We start from the raw sequence: 17,860 nt of genomic DNA on the forward strand, positions 1-17,860 counted from the left end.
CGGGGATTGTCAGTGGGGCGTGGCAGGATCGGGGGCGTGGCAGCAAAGGCAGCGAAGAAGAGCGAAGCGACCGGCACCGAGGCGGCGGCGGGCGCCCGCCCCCGCCTGCTCCTGATGGACGGGCATTCCATGGCATACCGGGCGTTCTTCGCCCTGCCCGTGGAGAATTTCACGACCGTCACGGGACAACCGACCAATGCGATCTACGGCTTCGCGTCGATGCTCGCGAACACCCTGCGCGACGAGGCGCCCACGCATTTCGCGGTGGCCTTCGACGTCTCGCGCAAGACCTGGCGGTCCGAGGAGTTCGCCGACTACAAGGCGAACCGTTCCAAGACCCCCGACGAGTTCAAGGGCCAGGTCGAGCTGATCGGTGAACTGCTCGACGCGATGCACGTCAAGCGGTTCGCGGTCGAGGGCTTCGAGGCCGACGACGTCATCGCCACGCTCACCGAGCAGGCCACCGCCCAGGGCTTCGAGGTCTCGATCGTCACGGGCGACCGCGACTCCTTCCAGCTGGTCTCCGACGACGTCACGGTCCTCTACCCCACCAAGGGCGTCTCGGAGCTGACCCGCTTCACCCCGGAGAAGGTCTTCGAGAAGTACGGCCTGACCCCCGCCCAGTACCCGGACTTCGCCGCGCTGCGCGGCGACCCGTCGGACAACCTCCCCGGCATCCCGGGCGTCGGCGAGAAGACCGCCACGAAGTGGATCAACCAGTTCGGTTCGTTCGCCGAGCTGGTGGAGCGCGCCGAGGAGGTCAAGGGCAAGGCGGGCGTCAACCTCCGCGAGCACCTGGAAGCGGTGAAGCTCAACCGCCGGCTCACGGAGATGGTGCGCGATGTCGCGCTGCCGTGCGGCCCGGCGGAGCTGACCCGCGAGGCATACGACCGCGAAGCGCTCACGGTGTTCCTCAACGGGCTGGAGATCCGCAACCAGGGCCTGCGCGACCGGCTGCACGCCGTCGACCCCGGAGCGGCCGAGGCCGCCGAGGAAGCCGCCCCGGCCCCGGGCGTCGAGGTGGACGGCACGGTCCTCGGCACCGGCGAACTCGCTCCGTGGCTGGCCGAACACGGCACGGGCCCGCTGGGCGTGGCCACGGTCGACGTATGGACGCTGGGCAGCGGCAGCGTCGCCGAGGTGGCGCTGGCGGCCCCCGCGGGCCCGGCCGCCTGGTTCGACCCCGCCCAGCTCGACGAGGCCGACGAGCAGGCCTTCGCCGCCTGGAGTGCGGACGCCGCCCGGCCCAAGGTGATGCACAACGCCAAGGGCCTGATGCGGGTCTTCGGCGAGCACGGCTGGCGCATCGAGGGCGTCTCCATGGACACCGCCCTGGCCGCCTATCTGGTCAAGCCCGGCCGCCGCTCCTTCGCGCTGGACGCGCTGTCGCTCGAATACCTGGGGCGTGATCTCGCCCCGGCCGCGGCAGGCGACGGCCAGCTCGCCTTCGGCGCGGACGAGGAGGCCGAGGCGGATGCCCTGATGGTGCAGGCCCGTACGGTCCTCGACCTGGGGACGGCGTTCGAGGCGAAGCTGGCGGAGGTCGGCGCGGCCGACCTGCTGCGCGAGGTGGAGCTGCCGACCAGCGAGCTGCTGGCCGGGATGGAGCGGGCCGGCATCGCCGCGGACCGGGGCTGGCTGGAGCGGATGGAGCAGCAGTTCGCGGGGGCGGTGCAGCAGGCCGTCAAGGAGGCGCATGCCGCCGCGGGCCACGAGTTCAACCTCGGCTCGCCCAAGCAGCTGCAGGAAGTCCTCTTCGGTGAGCTGGGCCTGCCCAAGACCAAGAAGACCAAGACGGGCTACACGACCGACGCCGATGCCCTCGCCTGGCTGGCGTCGCAGACCGACAACGAGCTCCCGGTGATCATGCTCAGGCACCGTGAGCAGGCCAAGCTGCGGACGACCGTCGAGGGCCTGATCAAGACCATCGGCGCCGACGGCCGTATCCACACCACCTTCAACCAGACCGTGGCGGCCACCGGACGGCTGTCCTCCACGGACCCCAACCTGCAGAACATCCCGGTGCGTACGGACGAGGGCCGGGCGATCCGCCGCGGGTTCGTCGTCGGTGAGGGCTTCGAGTCGCTGCTGACCGCCGACTACAGCCAGATCGAACTGCGGGTGATGGCGCACCTCTCCGACGACGAGGGCCTGATCGAGGCGTTCACCTCCGGCGAGGATCTGCACACCACCGTCGCCTCCCATGTCTTCTCGGTCGACAAGACCAAGGTCGACCCGGAGATGCGCCGCAAGATCAAGGCGATGTCCTACGGCCTCGCGTACGGCCTGTCGGCGTTCGGCCTCTCCCAGCAGCTGGGCATCCAGCCCGACGAGGCCCGCAAGCTGATGGACAACTTCTTCGAGCGCTTCGGCGGAGTGCGCGACTACCTCCAGCGTGCGGTGGAGGAGGCCCGCGCCACCGGCTACACCGAGACCATGCTCGGCCGCCGCCGCTACCTCCCCGACCTCAACAGCGACAACCGCCAGCGCCGCGAAATGGCCGAGCGGATGGCGCTGAACGCCCCGATCCAGGGCACCGCCGCCGATATCGTCAAGATCGCGATGCTCCGGGTCGACGCGGCGATGCGCGCCGCCGAGCTGCGGTCGCGGATGCTGCTCCAGGTCCATGACGAAATCGTCGTCGAGGTCGCCCCCGGCGAGCGCGCGAAGGTCGAGGAACTGCTCCGCCGGGAGATGGCCGCGGCGGTCCAGCTGAGCGCACCGCTGGATGTCTCGGTCGGCTCCGGCAAGGACTGGGAGTCGGCCGCGCACTGAGCGGGAAGCGGGCGGTGGCGGCGCGGACACACCACGGCGTCACCGCCCGCACCGCCCGCAACCCGGCGCGTACGGCACCGCGTTGCGGCCGCTTCCGTTCCGTTCCGTTCGTCACGGCGCAGGACCCGGTCGTCGCCGGACGCGCCATGGATCTTGTTCACCGCGGAAGCACCTGCTTTGATCACCCCGTGATGCGCCGTGCGGCCCGGGCTCTGGGCACCTATGTCTCCCGCAGCCCGGTCACGGCCGGCTATGCCGGACTGCTGCTGTCGACCCATCTGTGGTGCACCGCGGTGCTGTCCACGGCGGAGGCACAGCGAGTGGTGCTCGCCGTCAGTACCCACCTGGACAATCTCCACGACCGTCCGCTCCGGGTGCTGGCGGGCAGCATGCTGTTCTTCGACGGCACGCTGACCGAGGTCACCTCGGAGGCCTTCGCCGGCACGCTCATCACGCTCGGCCTGGGTGTCATCGTGTGCCTGGCGTGGCTGGAACGGCGGTACGGACCGGGGCGTGCCTACGGCATCTTCGTCCTGGGGCATCTCGCGGCCACGCTGCTCACCGTGCCGCTGATCCTTGTGGCCCTCGCCCACGGCTGGTACCCGGACAGCGTCCGGCACGCCCCCGACTTCGGCATCAGCTACGGGGCCGAGGCGGTGCTCGCGACGGGGGCGCTCCTGATGCGCCGGGCCCGGTGGCTCGCCGCGGCCGGTGTCGTCGCCTGGCCGGTGCTCGGCGCCGACTGGAGCGGGGGGCCGCCCGACTTCACCACCGTCGGACATCTGCTGGCGGCCGCCATCGGCTTCGTCTGCGGCGCCTTCCTGCTGCGGGCCGCCCGGCGCACCGCCCCGGCCCCGACCCCGGTGCCGCCGGCCGCCCCGGCCCCGACCCCGGTGCCGCCGGCCGCCCCGGCCCCGGCCCCGGTGCCGCCGGCCGGCCCGGCGCTCGTCGAGTAGCCCGCCGGGTGCGGCGGGCGCGGGGTGCGCAGCAAGCCGGCGGGTGCCGTCACTCGGCGCGGGCCGAGGCGTTCGGCGACGCTGCTGAGGCACCCGACGGCGACACCCCCCGGGGCACGGGCTGCGCCGCGGGCAGCGGTGGCCGGCCGGCGCCGCCCGTCGCCCGGGTGCGGAGGGCGCGGCGGTGCAGCAGTCGTACGGCCACCGCGAAGAGCGGCAGCCCGAGGGCGAGGCCGGCCCCGGCGCCGAAGAGCGCGGACGGAAGGTAGTCGGCCGCGACCGCCGCAGGACCGTATACGGCGCGTGCCCGCAGCACACGGTGCACGGTGCCGGCCACCACGCACAGCACGAGCGGGACGGACAGCAGCAGCCGCAGCCGTAGGGTCAGCACCGGCACCGCGACCGGCACGGGCGCCCCGGCAGCCGCCGCGCCGCCGCCCCGCCCCCGGAGGGCCGCCCACACGAACGCGCCCATCGCCGCCAGCGCGAGTGCCGAGGTGCCGTACTGGAGATACGCATAGACCGGCAGGCCGCCCACCACCCGGTCCAGTCCGGGTACCAGCCGGATGCCCCAGCGGCCCGGGTGGGTGAAGGCGTCCCAGACGACATGGCTCGCCGCCCCGAGGACCGCGGAGAGGAGGAACCAGCCCGCGAGAGCGGCGAGTTCGCGGGCACCTCGGGGGCGCCAGGGCCGCCCGCGCAGGAGCGTATGGACCGGGCCTTGCCACCGCCGGGGCAGCAGCGTCAGCAGCGGCTCGCGCAGCAGCAGCCAGATGCCGACGAGCGCCGCGGTGACCAGGATGTCCACGGTCAGCACGCCGGGCAGCGAGTGGGTGACCTCGCCGAACTCCATGGCGCCCGGAACCGGACCGGCCGCGTAGTAGGTCATGTCCGGGGCGAACGAACCCGCCACGAGAGCCGAGGCGACCAACGGACCACGCGCCGCGCCGGTCCGCCGGACGGCGGGAAGCACGGCAGCGGCATGACTGAGCGTGAACGGCATGGCGCCTCTCCTGGATCGATTCGGATCATTATGTGTCCGATGTTGGTGGTAGATGCCGGGCCCGAGTTGTCGTAGTGTCGCCTGAGTTGGAGCGCTGGGGAGCGCAACACCGCGTCAGGGACGCGGTAGGGCAACGCGGAGGGGAACCACGTATGGCAGCCACATTCCGAAGGCGGCTCCGGAGGGGAGCGGCCTCGACAGCGGTGGCGGCCGTGGTGCTTGCCACCCTGACCGCCTCTCAGGCACCTGCCGCCACCGAGGCCTCGGCAGCCAAGGGACAGAAGCCCACTCCACCCGCCGACACCCCCATCGACGGTGGTTCCGCGTACTTCACCGACCGGCCGCCCGTCAACAGACCGGTACCGCCGCACGCTACGCACCACACCGGTCAGGGCCCCGCCGTCGGCACCGGGCCCGCCGAAGCCGGTCTGCCCGCCACCGTCCTGGCCGCGTACAAGAAGGCCGCCTCGGCGGTCGGCGCGTTTGATCCGGGCTGCCGGCTGCCCTGGCAACTGCTGGCCGGCATCGGCAAGGTCGAGTCCGGACAGGCGCGCGGCGGTGCCGTCGACGCGGAGGGCACCACCCTTCAGCCGATACTCGGCCCGCAGCTCAACGGCCACGGCTTCGCCCTGATCAAGGACACCGACGGCGGTCGCTACGACGGCGACCTCACCCACGACCGTGCCGTGGGACCGATGCAGTTCATCCCCTCCACCTGGTCCAACGGCGGGCCCGACGGCGCCGGTTGGGGCGCCGACGGCAACGGCGACGGCAAGAAGGACCCCCACAACGTCTTCGACGCGGCCCTCGCCGCGGGCCGCTATCTCTGCGCCGGCGGCCGCGATCTATCGGTCCAGGGCGACCTGGACCGGGCGATCCTCGGCTACAACGCGTCCGAGGAGTATCTGCGGACGGTGCTGTCCTGGTACGCGTTCTACCGCAAGGGCACCCATGAGGTCCCGGACGGCCGGGGCGTCCTTCCGGTGCACCGCGACGGCGCCGGCACGTCCGGCGGCCACGGCGGCGGCCGTACCGGCGACGCCACGCGCCCCCACCGCAGCTCTCCCGCACCGGGCCGGCATCCGGGGTCCGGCGGACCGGGCACCGGCAAGCCGGACCGCCCCGGCGGGCCCGGGGGTTCGGACGGCACCGGCCACACCCCGGGCGGCAATACGGGGAAGCCGGCCCCGAAGCCCACCCCCAAGCCCACCCCCAAGCCGCCCACCGAGCCCACCCGGCTCACCACTCTCGAACGGGTCGGCGACAAGGACTTGAGCGCCCTCGCCGGCACCGAGTTCGCCGCGTCGCCGCGGGTGCGCGCCAAGGACGCCGCCGGCAAGGCCGTCGCCGGCGCCCCGGTCCGCTTCACCCTGCCCAAGACCACCGGCGCCCGCTTCCCCGGTAACGCCACCTCCGTCACCGTCCGGACGGACAAGGACGGCCTCGCCACCGCTCCCACGCTGCGTGCGGGCGACGCGGCGGGCGCCTTCACCATCCGGGCCACCGCCGTGGGCCGTACCACCCCCGCCGTCGCCTTCGGCGCCACCGTCAAGGCCAAGCCGGCCCCGAAGGCCGACAAGCTCCTCCGCACCTCGGACAAGGAGCTGACGGCGACCGCGGGGCAGGCCTTCGCCGAGGACGCGGTCGAGGTCAAGGCGACCTACCAGGGCAAGAGCGCGCCCGGCGCGGCGGTCACCGCGACCATGGTCACCGACGACCCGAAGCAGCCCGAGGAGAACGACAAGGGCCCCTACTTCAAGGACCCCGCGGCCACCGGCGACGACAAGGACCAGCCGGTCCGCACCCTCACCGGGCTCACCACCGACGCCCACGGCCTGCTGAAGCTCCCGAAGATCTACACCGATACGCACGCCGGTACGTTCCTGCTGCAGCTGACCACCGCCGACGGCGCCGTACTCACCATCAAGCTGAAGGTCGCCGCCCCGACCGGTTCCTGACCGGACTCCCGGCCCGTCGCCGCGCGGGCCGGTCCGGCACCGTGCCGACCGGTCCCGGGTCCATGGCCGGGCCATCCAGCCGGGCCGACCAGCCGGGCCGGCCGCCGCGCCGGCCCGCCACCGCCGTCCTGCCCGCCGTCCAGGGCAGGACGGCGGTGCCACGTGTTCTCATCTCGGCCGCCCGTTGCTACGGTGCCCCCGCCCTGACGCTGTATCAGCTCCCGGGAGGCCGACCATGCGCGCCCTGACAGCAGCCGCGGCCGGACTTGCCGCGGCGCTCGCCCTCGTGCTCACCCTCGCGGCGATCGGCGCACCCCGCGGTACGACCTCGCCCAAGCCGCTGCTGACCACCGTCCCCAAGCACCCCTGAGGGAGGGACGCCACCGCCATGCGCCGCACTGTGCCCACTTGGGGGACCGCCCCCGCGCCCCGGGCCGGCTCCGTCACCGCGGGCCCCGGCCGGGGCGGAGAAGCGCGAGGGATGCGCCGCCCGGCGAGCCTGGTGCTGCTCGCCCTCGCCGTCTTCTTCACCGCCCTGTCCCCGCTGATGCGGTGGTACGCCTTTCCGCGGCTGGCCAAGATCCCGCCCGGCCAGTACCAGGACATGGTCCTGGAGGCCAGGCCCGCCACCCTCCTCAACTACGGGACGATGAAGGCCGAGCGTGTCCCCGAGGTCACCATCGTGCAGACCCTCAAGGGCGATGTCGCCGCGTCCGAGCGCATCGAGCAGTCCGCCGGCCGCGATGTCGTCGTCTGGGACGCGCTGTCCTACGTCGTGGGTCCCGACGGCAAGATGGTCTCCGAAATCCCCGAGCGCTACCTCTTCGACGCACACTCCCAGGAACCCGTACACGCCACCGGCGAGATGGTCGACGGCGACCCGGTGCGCCGCGAGGGCATCGAGTACAAGTGGCCGTTCCTCACCGAGAAGCGCGACTACGCCTACTTCGACCCCCAGGCCCGCACCTCGGCCCCCATCCACTACAGGGACACCCGCACGTTCCGCGGCCTGGAGGTCTACTACTTCGAGCAGACCGTCCCCTGGACCAAGGTGCCCTTCCCCAAGAAGATGCCGGTCAAGGGCATCACCCCGCAGTCCGTCGAGAAGATGGGCACCACCCGCTGGTACACCACCAAGCGGATGTTCTGGGTGGAGCCGGTCACCGGCGCGCCCGTCAACGGCCAGGAGATCCACCAGGAGGAGCTGCGCGGCGGCCAACTGCTGCCCGGGGGCGGCAAGGTCACCGCGTTCGCCGGCCATGTGAAGATGCGCGGCGACTACATCGACTCCACCGTGGCCCTGGTGACCTCGCAGCGCACCCTCGTCCTGTGGCTCACCCGCTACCTCCCCTGGGGATTTCTGGTCCTCGGCGCCGCGTTGCTCGCCCTGAGCCTGCGCCTCGAAGCCCGTGGCCGCCGCCCTCGCGCCCCGGCCGGCAAGGCGCCCGCCCCCGCGCCGCCGTCGTCCGGCGACGGCGTTGTCAGTGCCGGCCCGTAGCGTGGACACATGACGCCGGCGAGCCGCCTCCGCGCCCCTCCGGCCCCGCGCTCAGCCGCGCTTGAGCCGCGCCGAGGTGTGCCGGGTCGGCTCGGCCGCCGAAGGGTCCTCCGGCCAGGGATGCTTGGGGTAGCGCCCGCGCAACTCCGCGCGTACGGACCGGTATCCGTCCCGCCAGAACGAGGCGAGATCCGCCGTGACGGCGGCCGGACGCCCCGCGGGGGACAGCAGATGCACCAGCACGGGAACCCGCCCGCCGGCCACCCGCGGCGACTCCTGCAGGCCGAACAGCTCCTGGAGTTTGACGGCCAGCACGGGCTGCTCGCCCTCGTAGTCCACCCGCACCCGCGAACCACTCGGCACCTCGATGCGCTCCGGTGCCAGCTCGTCGAAGCGCGCCGCCTCACCGGTCGCCCAGGGCAGCAGCCGGGCCAGCGCCTGCCCCGCATCGACCCGTGCCAGGTCGGCCCGCCGCCGCGACCGGCCGAGCTCCACCCCCAGCCACTCCTCGACGCGCTCCAGCAGCGCCGCGTCCGACACATCGGGCCACGGCGCGCCCAGCTCCCGGTGCAAAAACGCCAGCCGCTGCCGCAGCGACGCCGCCCCGGGCGGCCACCGCAGCAGGCCGAACCCCTCCCGCCGCAGGCCCGAGATCACCGCGTCCCGCAGCAGCCCGGGATCGGGCGCGGTCAGCGGCCGGGACGCCAGCTCGATCGCCCCCAGCCGGGTCACGCTCCTGGCCACCACGTCACCGTCCGCCCAGCCCACCTCCTCACCACAGGAGTACAGCGCCCGCGCCGCGGCACATGCCGTCTCCTCGTCGATCACCGCCGCGAGCCGCACCCGCGCCGACACCGCCGTCACCGGCCGGTCCGCCACCGCAACCGCCAGCCACTTCGCATCCCGCAGCCCCGATCCGCCGTCGCCGTCCGAAGGTCCCGCGCGGTGCCCTCGTCCGGCCCGCACCCCCGGACCCGCCCCTGCCCCCGCCAACTCGGCCCCGGTGCCCGACGCCATGAGGTAGCTCCCGCCCCCGCGGGCGCATGCCACCCGCTCAGGGAAGGCCAACGCGGCGAGGAGGCCGGCGACCGCATCGTCGGTGACCGCTGCCGCCGCGCCGCCCCCGCTCCCGGCCCCGCCCCGGCCGCTGCCGGCGAGCGCAGCCGCCCGCCCGTCCGCGCCCTCGGCGGTCTTCCGGCCTCGTGCGGCACCGGGCTCCGCGCCCGCTCGTCGGGCACCGGGATCCGCGCCCGTCCCGGATCCGGCTCCCGCGCGGGCGTCCGCGCCCGACCCGGCCCGCGGCTCTCCGGCCGCCGACGCCAGGCGCCGCGCCTCCTGCCGCCACCGCGCCGCGTACCCATCGCCGCCCCGCCGTGCGGTGCGCCACGCGGCCGCCAGATCATCCCCGTACGCCCGCGGCGGTTCCTCGCTCAGCAGGGCGACCACCTCCGCGGCGCGGCGCACGCCGACCTCGGGTGCGCCGTCCAGCAGGGCGCGCGCCAGCCGGGGGTGCAGCCCGAGCCGCGCCATCCGTACCCCCCGCGCCGTTGCCCGGCCGGCCCCGTCCACCGCGCCGATCGCCGTCAGCACCTCCCGTGCCGCGGCCAGCGCGCCGGCCGGCGGCGCGTCGAGCAGGGCGAGACCACCGGCCGTCGGATCGCCCCAGCAGGCCGCCTGCAGGGCGAACGCGGTCAGATCGGCGACCTTGATCTCCGGATCGGGGAACGCCGGCAGCCGCCCGTCCTCGCCCTCCGGCCAGCAGCGGTACACCACCCCCGGCGCCTCACGCCCCGCCCGGCCGGCGCGCTGCCGGCCCGCGGCCCGGGAGGCCCGCACGGTCGTGAGCGCACTGAGCCCCCGCGCATGATCCGTCCGCGGCACCCGCGCCAGCCCGCTGTCCACCACCACCCGCACGCCCGGCACGGTCAGGCTGGACTCCGCCACCGAGGTCGCCAGCACCACCCTGCGCAGGCCGTCCCCGCCCGCCAGTACGGCGTCCTGCACCTCGGCCGGGGCCCGCCCGTGCACCTGCAGCACCTCGGCGTCCACCCCGGCCAGCTCCCCGGCGACCCGCCCGATCTCCCCGACACCGGGGAGGAAACACAGCACATCACCCGTCTGCTCGCGCAGCGCCCGCCGCACCACCACCGCCACATGCGCCAGCAGCGCCGGATCGACGCGCATCCCATGGGCCGGCCGCACCGGCCGCTCCGGGGGCGCCCACACGACCCCCACCGGATGCGACACACCCGCCGCCTCGACCACCGGTGCCGGGCCTTGCGAGCCGCCCAGCAGCCGCGCCCAGCCCCCGGCATCCGTCGTGGCCGACGCCGCCACCAGCCGTAGCTCGGGCCGCAAGGTCTCCCGTACGTCCAGGAGGAACGCCGCGGAGGTATCGGCGTCGAGATGCCGCTCATGACACTCGTCGAGGACCACCACATCCACACCGGCCAGCTCCGGATCGCGCTGCAGCCGCTGCAGCAGCACCCCGGTCGTCACCACCTCCACGGTGGTACGGGGCCCGGCCCGGCGCTCCCCGCGCACCGTGAACCCGACCCGGTCCCCGGTCTTCTCGCCCAGCAGCCAGGCCATCCGCCGCGCGGCCGCGCGCGCCGCGATCCGGCGCGGCTCGGCGACCAGCACCCGCCGCTGTGGCCCCTCGCCGGTCAGGCCCGCCAGCTCCAGCGGCACCAGCGTCGTCTTGCCGGTGCCCGGCGGCGCGCACAGCACCGCGGCACCGGGCCCGTCGAGGGCGGCGCGCAGTGCGGGCAGCGCGGTACGCACGGGCAGCTGGTCAAGGGCGTCACGGCGGATCACGCCCCCAGTCTGCCGCCCCGGCAGGGCCCGCCGGCCGGCTGCCCCGGGACGGCACCGGCCCGAGCGCCCGCGCCGGCCGTGACAGCCGCCCGCTCCGCACCGGCACCACCGGTCGCCACGCCGCGGCGGCACCGCCAAGTCCGCCGTGCCGCACCGCACCGCCGGCCGCCCGGTCGGCGCCACTGGTTCCGAAATCCGTAAGCCGGACACCACCGGTCCGCTAGGGAGCCACTGCCGAGCACACGAAGATCGCCGTCCCCGGGATCAGATGCCCGCGCAGCGGGGACCAGCCGCCCCACTCCTGGGTGTTCCATTCGGGCCATTCCGGCTCCACGAGATCCTCCAGCCGGAATCCGGCCGCCACCACGTCCCGTACCCGGTCGCCCAGCGTCCGGTGGTGCTCGACGTACACGGCCCGGCCCCACTCGTCCTGCTCGACGTACGGCGTGCGGTCGAAATAGGAAGCCCCCACCGACAACCCCTCGGGCCCCGGCTCGTCGGGGAAGGCCCAGCGGATCGGGTGCGACACGGAGAAGACGAGCCGGCCGCCCGGCCGCAGAACCCGGCGCACCTCGCGCAGCACCCGCACCGGATCGGCGACGAACGGCAGCGCGCCGTACGCGGAACAGGCGAGGTCGAAACCGCCGTCGCGGAACGGCAGCGCCCCGGCGTCCGCCTCGACCAGATCGAGGGCGTCCCCGCCCGGTCCGCCGGCGATCCGCAGGGCGTGCTGCAGCTGCCGGTGGGAGATGTCGAGCGCCACCGGGAGCGCGCCCTGCGCCGCCAGCCAGCGGGAACACTGCGCCGCACCGGCTCCGATCTCCAGGATCCGGCGCCCCTTGAGTTCGGCCGCCGGCCCGAGCAGCGCGGCGTCCGCCTCGTCCAGCCCCTCGGGGCCCCAGATGAACCGGTCGTCCCCGAGGAAGGCACCGTGCTCGCTCTGGTACTCGTCCGCGTTGCTGTCCCACCAGCCCCGGCTGGCCCGGCTGCTTTCGGTGTCCGAGGCGTCACGGCGAGTCGCCTCCGGCTCGTGCTCTTGGTTCATCGCGCCCGTCGTCGTAAAGTTCGCTCTGCTTGTTGCTGCAGGGACTGTGAGGCCGTTCGACCTCGCGGAACATCGTGTGTGCCGGTTATGGGGCGTTCTGCCCCCGGTGTGCGCGTTCGCGCATTGACCGGGTCCGGCTGCCCCCGTATGCTACAAGTTGCGCTGCGGGCTTGCGCGCCTCAGACGGAGCAGGCCGCGCTCGCATCTGTATGTATGTCCCCTCGGTTTTGAGGCGATCTTCGGGTCGCTCCGGATGCTCAGGCATCTGCGGGCCTCCGGCGAATGCGCCTTTGACACTGTCCGGCTTATGCAGAGGCGATACGGGTTCTCGGCGTAGCAGTACCTACGACTTCAATGTCCGCACCGGAGCCTTTACCCACATGACGAGCAGCACCGAGACCACCGCCACCACCCCGCAGGTTGCGGTCAACGACATCGGTAACGAGGAAGCCTTCCTCGCCGCGATCGACGAGACGATCAAGTACTTCAACGACGGCGACATCGTCGACGGCGTCATCGTGAAGGTCGACCGGGACGAGGTCCTGCTCGACATCGGTTACAAGACCGAAGGTGTGATCCCGAGCCGCGAGCTCTCGATCAAGCACGACGTCGACCCCAACGAGGTCGTTGCCGTCGGCGACGAGATCGAGGCCCTGGTCCTCCAGAAGGAGGACAAGGAAGGCCGCCTGATCCTCTCGAAGAAGCGTGCCCAGTACGAGCGCGCCTGGGGCACCATCGAGAAGATCAAGGAAGAGGACGGGATCGTCACCGGTACCGTCATCGAGGTCGTCAAGGGTGGTCTCATCCTCGACATCGGCCTCCGTGGCTTCCTCCCGGCCTCTCTGGTCGAGATGCGCCGTGTCCGCGACCTCCAGCCCTACGTGGGCAAGGAGCTCGAGGCCAAGATCATCGAGCTGGACAAGAACCGCAACAACGTGGTCCTGTCCCGCCGTGCCTGGCTGGAGCAGACCCAGAGCGAGGTCCGCCAGACCTTCCTCACCACCCTCCAGAAGGGTCAGGTGCGCTCCGGCGTCGTCTCCTCCATCGTCAACTTCGGTGCCTTCGTGGACCTGGGCGGCGTCGACGGTCTCGTCCACGTCTCCGAGCTGTCCTGGAAGCACATCGACCACCCGTCCGAGGTCGTCGAGGTCGGCCAGGAGGTCACGGTCGAGGTCCTGGACGTCGACATGGACCGCGAGCGCGTGTCCCTGTCGCTCAAGGCGACCCAGGAAGACCCGTGGCAGCAGTTCGCCCGGACCCACCAGATCGGTCAGGTCGTCCCGGGTAAGGTCACCAAGCTCGTTCCCTTCGGTGCGTTCGTGCGCGTCGACGAGGGCATCGAGGGCCTGGTCCACATCTCCGAGCTGGCCGAGCGCCACGTCGAGATCCCGGAGCAGGTTGTCCAGGTCAACGACGAGATCTTCGTCAAGGTCATCGACATCGACCTCGAGCGTCGCCGGATCTCGCTGTCGCTGAAGCAGGCCAACGAGTCCTTCGGCGCCGACCCGTCGGCCGTCGAGTTCGACCCGACCCTGTACGGCATGGCCGCGTCCTACGACGACCAGGGCAACTACATCTACCCCGAGGGCTTCGACCCCGAGACCAACGACTGGCTCGAGGGCTACGAGACCCAGCGCGAGGCCTGGGAGAACCAGTACGCCGAGGCGCAGCAGCGCTTCGAGCAGCACCAGGCTCAGGTCATCAAGTCCCGTGAGGCCGACGAGCAGGCTGCGGCCGAGGGTGCTGCGGCGCCGGCGGCGCAGGGTGGCGGCCAGACCGGCGGCGGCAACGCCGGTGGCGGCGGCTCCTACTCCTCGGAGTCGGCGGACAACTCCGGCGCCCTGGCGTCGGACGAGGCCCTTGCCGCGCTCCGCGAGAAGCTGGCCGGCGGCCAGAGCTGAGCTCTTGCCGATAGGCACTAGCCGATAGACGAAGGCCCGTTCCCCGGTGGGGAGCGGGCCTTCGTCGTGTCCGCGCAGGCGGGGCAGGCAGGGGCGTAGGCAGCAGGCGCGTAGGCGGCCGGGGGCGGCGGCGGCGCTCCGGCCGGGTGTGCAGGCCGGGTGTGCAGGCCGGGTGTGCAGGCCGGAGGTGCAGGCCGGAGGTGCGGGCCGGGGGCAGTGGGTGCGGAGGCGACCCCGCTCCCTCTGGGGTGAGTTGAGGTTCCTCCGGGCGAGTGCAGGTTTCTGAAGGCGTGTGAGGCGCGGTGGGCCGGGCTCGCCGGCGGGAGGGGGCCGGATCGGACCGCCGGCCGGGCCTGCGCCGGGGCATGTGCGAGGCAGGGGGCTTCCGCGTCACCGGGAATCGGGAATGCCCGCGCGGGATCGTGCGTTGCCGCTGAGGAGAACGAGGAGGAGCAGTCACTGTGTTGGATCCCCAGGGTATGTACGAATGGGAGCCGAGCGGGCTCGCGGAGGTGGAGGCGATCGCCTCCAGGGACTCCGCCGGACTGGTGCTGCTGTACCACTTCGACGGGTACATCGACGCCGGCGAGACCGGCGACCAGATCGTTGAACGGCTGCTGGACGGCCTGCCGAACCAGGTCGTCGCCCGCTTCGACCACGACCGCCTCGTCGACTACCGCGCCCGCCGTCCGCTGCTCACCTTCGAGCGCAACCGCTGGACCGCCTACGAGACCCCGGGCATCGAGCTGCGGCTCGTACGGGACACCACCGACGCGCCGTTCCTGCTGCTCTCCGGGCCTGAACCGGACGTCGAGTGGGAGCGTTTCGGGGCCGCCGTGAAGGAGATCGTGGAACGCCTCGGCGTACGCCTCTCGGTGAACTTCCACGGCATCCCCATGGGCGTGCCGCACACCCGTCCCGTAGGCATCACCCCGCACGGCAACCGCACCGATCTGATGCCCGGGCACGGCGGCTTCTTCGACGAGGCGCAGGTGCCCGGCAGCGCGGAGGCGCTGATCGAGTTCCGGCTGGCGGAGGCGGGACACGACGTCCTGGGCGTGGCGGCGCACGTACCGCACTACATCGCACGGTCCGCGTATCCGGATGCCGCGCTGACGGCGCTGGAGGCCGTGACGGCGGCGACCGGGCTGGTGTTGCCGGGCGCCGCGCATTCGCTGCGTACGGAGGCTCTGCGGACGCAGGAGGAGATCGAGCGGCAGATCTCGGAGGGCGATGAGGAACTGGTCGCGCTGGTCAGCGGGCTGGAGCATCAGTACGACGCGGTGGCCGGGGCGGAGAGCCGGGGGAACTTGGTGGCCGAGCCGGTGGAATTGCCGTCGGCCGATGAGATCGGCAGAGAGTTCGAGCGCTTCCTGGCGGAGCGCGAGGGCGACGGCGGCGCGGGCGGGGCCTGAGCGAGCCGGAACCTGCCGGGGCGTGGGGCGTGGGGCGTGGGTGAGGACAGGTCGTGAGCGAGGCCGGGCTTGGGGGAGGCCGGAGGGTGAGAGCGGGAGCGGCCTCCTGCGCTCCTGTCGTCCGGGCGCAGCGTATAGCGTGGGCCCATGGTGAAGGTGGGGCTGACCGGCGGAATCGGCGCGGGCAAGAGTGAGGTTTCGCGCTTGCTGGCGTCGTACGGCGCGGTGGTGGTGGACGCGGACAAGATCGCACGCGAGGTCGTCGAGCCGGGAACGCCCGGACTGGCGGCAGTGGTCGCGGAGTTCGGCAGCGACGTACTCGCACCGGACGGCACGTTGGACCGGCCGAAGCTGGGCCGGATCGTGTTCTCCGATCCCGGGAAGCTGAAGGCGCTGAATGCGATCGTGCACCCGCTGGTGGGGGCACGGTCGGCCGAACTCGAAGCATCGGCCGGGCCGGACGCGGTGGTGGTGCACGATGTCCCGCTGCTGACCGAGAACGGCCTGGCACCGCTCTACGACCTGGTGGTCGTGGTCGACGCCGCGCCGCGGACCCAGCTGGACCGCTTGGTGCGGCTGCGTGGTATGGCGGAGGACGAGGCCACGTCACGGATGGGGGCCCAGGCCACCCGCGAACAGCGGCTGGCCGTCGCGGATCTCGTCATCGACAACGACGGGCCGCTGGACGCGCTGGAACCCCAGGTCCGCGCCGTATGGGAGCGGCTGCGGAGCGCCTGAGGCCGGAGGGTAACCTCGCCGCCATGACTGCTGCTTCCGACCTTGACGCCACGAACTCCGCGACCGGGCCCGCCCGTACAACGGAGCCGGGCTCCGGCCCCGGCTCGGTTGCCGCGGCCGCCACGCCGCCCGTTGCCGGTGACCCGGCGCCCGCCTCGTTCGTGGTCAACATCCCCGGCATCGCGGACGCCGATCTGGAACCTGACCCGCTGGACCCCTCGCAGATCGTCGCCGGCGAGCCGGTGGTGACGGGCAAGGTGCTGTGGGAGTCCCCCGACGGGCAGCAGATCCGCGGAATCTGGCAGATCACGCCAGGTGTGGTGACGGACACCGAGGCCAATGAGCTGTTCGTGGTCGTCAGCGGGCGCGCCACCATCGAGGTCGAGGGCGGCTCGGTGCTGGAGGTGGGACCCGGCGACGCCTGCGTCCTGCGCGAGGGCGACCGCACACGGTGGACCGTGCACGAGACGTTGCGCAAGGCGTACCACATCAGCCTGTAGGGAAGCGGACCTGGCGCGAAGGCCAAGCCAGGATCGAGCGCCGGGCCGGTGGCGAGCGGCCGGCGGTGCTCTTCCGCCGGCCCGGCCGGCTGTGCTTGCACCGGGGGCCGGGCGCCCCGGTTGAAGTGATGCCGGCCGGGGAATGCCGCGGCCGATGGGAATGTTGTGCAGCAGGTAACGCCGTACGGTCCGTGGCTGATGCATGTCCCGACGGCGACGGAGAGGAGCAGCCGTGCCCGAGAGCAGCCCCGAGACGCATGTCATCGACTTCCGCGCCGCGGAGCAGCTGTTGGCGGCCCGCGACCCACGCGGAGCGATCCGGCTGCTGGACTCGGTCATCACCGCGCACCCCGAGAACACCGCGGCCCGGCTGCTGCGCGCCCGTGCCTTCTTCCTCGCCGCTCAACTGCGGCCTGCGGAACTCGAGTTCCAGATCGTGCTGGAACGCGAGCCGGACAACGCCTTCGCGCACTTCGCACTCGCCCGCACCCTGGAGCGTGCTGACCGCGCCGAGGAGGCGCTGCGTCACTTCCGGCTGGCAGCCGCTCTCGAACCGCGCCCGGAGTTCATCGAAGCCGCTCGCTTCGCGCCGGGACCGAGCAGCGGCGACGGCAGCGGCAACGGGGACGGGACCGGTGACGGCTATCGTGATCACGGCCACCCGGACGCCGGTCCGGAGTAGTCAACGCGTCGATCGCGTCGATCGCGCCGATCGGGCCGTCCGCGTCGATTGCTCCCGCCGACAGCGGCCGCCACGGCGCCCGCCTTTGCCGCACACGGGCGCCGCCAGCTGTCACCGGATGCGATACGCCACACCAACCGGCACGTCGTGGTGCCCGCGGACCACTCCGGCGCTCCGCCTTCGCCGCACGCGTTACGTCGCGCCCCGCACCGCGGTGCTCACGGTCTGCTGTCCCGTCTCCTGCCGGGGCCGTTCCGTATGCCGAACGCGTCGTTGCGCCCTCGGTCGGGGGCGTACGGCGGTATGTCCTTTCCCGGCTGGTAGTGCGGTCCCTGGTGGATGTGGCGGATCACCACGGCCAGGTCCGCGGCCGCCACCAGGGCCAGCGCGGCACAGGCCGCTGCCCACTCCGGTCGCCCGGTATCGACGAAGGCCACGGTTCCGGCGATCGCCCACAGCAACCCCCACAGCGCCAGTCCGCAGCGGATTCTCAGCGGGCTGCGTGCCTGAAGGGGCTCATTTCCCGTACGCATCGGCACCCATCTCCCACCTCCAGGATCCTCCCGATCGGT

General features: G+C 72.8%; 14 protein-coding genes. 10 read left to right on the forward strand and 4 right to left on the reverse strand.

Translation table 11 applies throughout. The features are described from left to right. Window positions 1–36 precede the first annotated feature (36 nt). The gene (polA, locus tag ACGFR7_RS16630) at window positions 37–2,775 is read left to right on the forward strand and encodes a DNA polymerase I (RefSeq protein ID WP_393319017.1); all 2,739 of its coding nucleotides are present in this window, start codon (window positions 37–39) and stop codon (window positions 2,773–2,775) included. A 14-nt stretch (window positions 2,776–2,789) separates the two neighbouring features. Then, window positions 2,790–3,731: a rhomboid-like protein gene (locus tag ACGFR7_RS16635; RefSeq protein WP_393319020.1), complete on the forward strand. Its 942-nt coding sequence runs from the start codon at window positions 2,790–2,792 to the stop codon at window positions 3,729–3,731. 49 nt (window positions 3,732–3,780) lie between these two features. Here the strand turns inward: ACGFR7_RS16635 and ACGFR7_RS16640 are convergent, their stop codons facing one another. Continuing rightward, a complete protein-coding gene (locus tag ACGFR7_RS16640) occupies window positions 3,781–4,734 on the reverse strand; it encodes a DUF4184 family protein (RefSeq protein ID WP_393319023.1) in 954 nt (317 codons plus the stop codon). A 152-nt stretch (window positions 4,735–4,886) separates the two neighbouring features. On the opposite strand from ACGFR7_RS16640, the gene ACGFR7_RS16645 reads away from it, so the two are divergent. The 3 genes from ACGFR7_RS16645 to ACGFR7_RS16655 all read left to right on the forward strand — a co-directional run bounded on the left by ACGFR7_RS16645 (window position 4,887) and on the right by ACGFR7_RS16655 (window position 8,190). Next, window positions 4,887–6,692 carry a lytic transglycosylase gene (locus tag ACGFR7_RS16645; RefSeq protein WP_393319026.1) on the forward strand — a complete coding sequence of 602 codons (1,806 nt, stop codon included), beginning with the start codon at window positions 4,887–4,889 and terminating at the stop codon, window positions 6,690–6,692. A 235-nt stretch (window positions 6,693–6,927) separates the two neighbouring features. After that, window positions 6,928–7,062 (forward strand): SPW_0924 family protein, encoded by a 135-nt coding sequence (locus ACGFR7_RS16650; RefSeq protein WP_381651830.1) that lies wholly within the window; start codon window positions 6,928–6,930, stop codon window positions 7,060–7,062. Between the two features lie 111 nt (window positions 7,063–7,173). After that, on the forward strand, window positions 7,174–8,190 hold the full coding sequence (locus ACGFR7_RS16655; RefSeq protein ID WP_393319029.1) for a DUF3068 domain-containing protein: 1,017 nt from the start codon (window positions 7,174–7,176) through the stop codon (window positions 8,188–8,190). A gap of 51 nt (window positions 8,191–8,241) precedes the next feature. Here the strand turns inward: ACGFR7_RS16655 and ACGFR7_RS16660 are convergent, their stop codons facing one another. Continuing rightward, on the reverse strand, window positions 8,242–11,007 hold the full coding sequence (locus tag ACGFR7_RS16660) for an ATP-dependent RNA helicase (RefSeq protein ID WP_393319032.1): 2,766 nt from the start codon (window positions 11,005–11,007) through the stop codon (window positions 8,242–8,244). Between the two features lie 220 nt (window positions 11,008–11,227). Continuing rightward, a complete protein-coding gene (locus ACGFR7_RS16665; RefSeq protein WP_393319035.1) occupies window positions 11,228–12,052 on the reverse strand; it encodes a class I SAM-dependent methyltransferase in 825 nt (274 codons plus the stop codon). Between the two features lie 380 nt (window positions 12,053–12,432). Between ACGFR7_RS16665 and rpsA the strand changes: the two genes are divergently transcribed. The 5 genes from rpsA to ACGFR7_RS16690 all read left to right on the forward strand — a co-directional run bounded on the left by rpsA (window position 12,433) and on the right by ACGFR7_RS16690 (window position 17,288). Then, complete coding sequence (gene rpsA, locus ACGFR7_RS16670) at window positions 12,433–13,953, forward strand: 30S ribosomal protein S1 (RefSeq protein WP_129296945.1); 1,521 nt, start codon at window positions 12,433–12,435, stop codon at window positions 13,951–13,953. Between the two features lie 461 nt (window positions 13,954–14,414). Continuing rightward, window positions 14,415–15,368 (forward strand): PAC2 family protein, encoded by a 954-nt coding sequence (locus ACGFR7_RS16675; protein WP_393319038.1) that lies wholly within the window; start codon window positions 14,415–14,417, stop codon window positions 15,366–15,368. A 147-nt stretch (window positions 15,369–15,515) separates the two neighbouring features. Next, window positions 15,516–16,106, forward strand: coding sequence for a dephospho-CoA kinase (gene coaE, locus ACGFR7_RS16680; protein ID WP_393319041.1), 591 nt, complete (start codon window positions 15,516–15,518; stop codon window positions 16,104–16,106). Between the two features lie 23 nt (window positions 16,107–16,129). Next, the gene (locus ACGFR7_RS16685; protein ID WP_393319044.1) at window positions 16,130–16,606 is read left to right on the forward strand and encodes a cupin domain-containing protein; all 477 of its coding nucleotides are present in this window, start codon (window positions 16,130–16,132) and stop codon (window positions 16,604–16,606) included. A 232-nt stretch (window positions 16,607–16,838) separates the two neighbouring features. Continuing rightward, entirely contained in the window at window positions 16,839–17,288 is a 450-nt protein-coding gene (locus ACGFR7_RS16690) for a tetratricopeptide repeat protein (RefSeq protein WP_393319047.1), read from the forward strand. Between the two features lie 218 nt (window positions 17,289–17,506). Here ACGFR7_RS16690 and ACGFR7_RS16695 read toward each other — a convergent pair whose 3' ends face one another. Further along, the gene (locus tag ACGFR7_RS16695; RefSeq protein ID WP_393319050.1) at window positions 17,507–17,821 is read right to left on the reverse strand and encodes a DUF6343 family protein; all 315 of its coding nucleotides are present in this window, start codon (window positions 17,819–17,821) and stop codon (window positions 17,507–17,509) included. Between the last annotated feature and the right edge of the window lie 39 nt (window positions 17,822–17,860).

The sequence above is a fragment of the Streptomyces sp. NPDC048516 genome, assembly GCF_043199875.1.
Taxonomy (GTDB): Bacteria; Actinomycetota; Actinomycetes; order Streptomycetales; family Streptomycetaceae; genus Streptomyces.

Excerpts from the sequence above, each read along its gene's own strand:
- ACGFR7_RS16645 (WP_393319026.1), top strand. The coding sequence starts at position 4,887 with ATGGCAGCCACATTCCGAAGGCGGCTCCGGAGGGGAGCGGCCTCGACA.
- ACGFR7_RS16640 (WP_393319023.1), bottom strand. The coding sequence starts at position 4,734 with ATGCCGTTCACGCTCAGTCATGCCGCTGCCGTGCTTCCCGCCGTCCGG.
- coaE (WP_393319041.1), top strand. The coding sequence starts at position 15,516 with ATGGTGAAGGTGGGGCTGACCGGCGGAATCGGCGCGGGCAAGAGTGAG.
- ACGFR7_RS16650 (WP_381651830.1), top strand. The coding sequence starts at position 6,928 with ATGCGCGCCCTGACAGCAGCCGCGGCCGGACTTGCCGCGGCGCTCGCC.
- ACGFR7_RS16655 (WP_393319029.1), top strand. The coding sequence starts at position 7,174 with ATGCGCCGCCCGGCGAGCCTGGTGCTGCTCGCCCTCGCCGTCTTCTTC.
- ACGFR7_RS16695 (WP_393319050.1), bottom strand. The coding sequence starts at position 17,821 with ATGCGTACGGGAAATGAGCCCCTTCAGGCACGCAGCCCGCTGAGAATC.
- ACGFR7_RS16665 (WP_393319035.1), bottom strand. The coding sequence starts at position 12,052 with ATGAACCAAGAGCACGAGCCGGAGGCGACTCGCCGTGACGCCTCGGAC.
- ACGFR7_RS16685 (WP_393319044.1), top strand. The coding sequence starts at position 16,130 with ATGACTGCTGCTTCCGACCTTGACGCCACGAACTCCGCGACCGGGCCC.
- rpsA (WP_129296945.1), top strand. The coding sequence starts at position 12,433 with ATGACGAGCAGCACCGAGACCACCGCCACCACCCCGCAGGTTGCGGTC.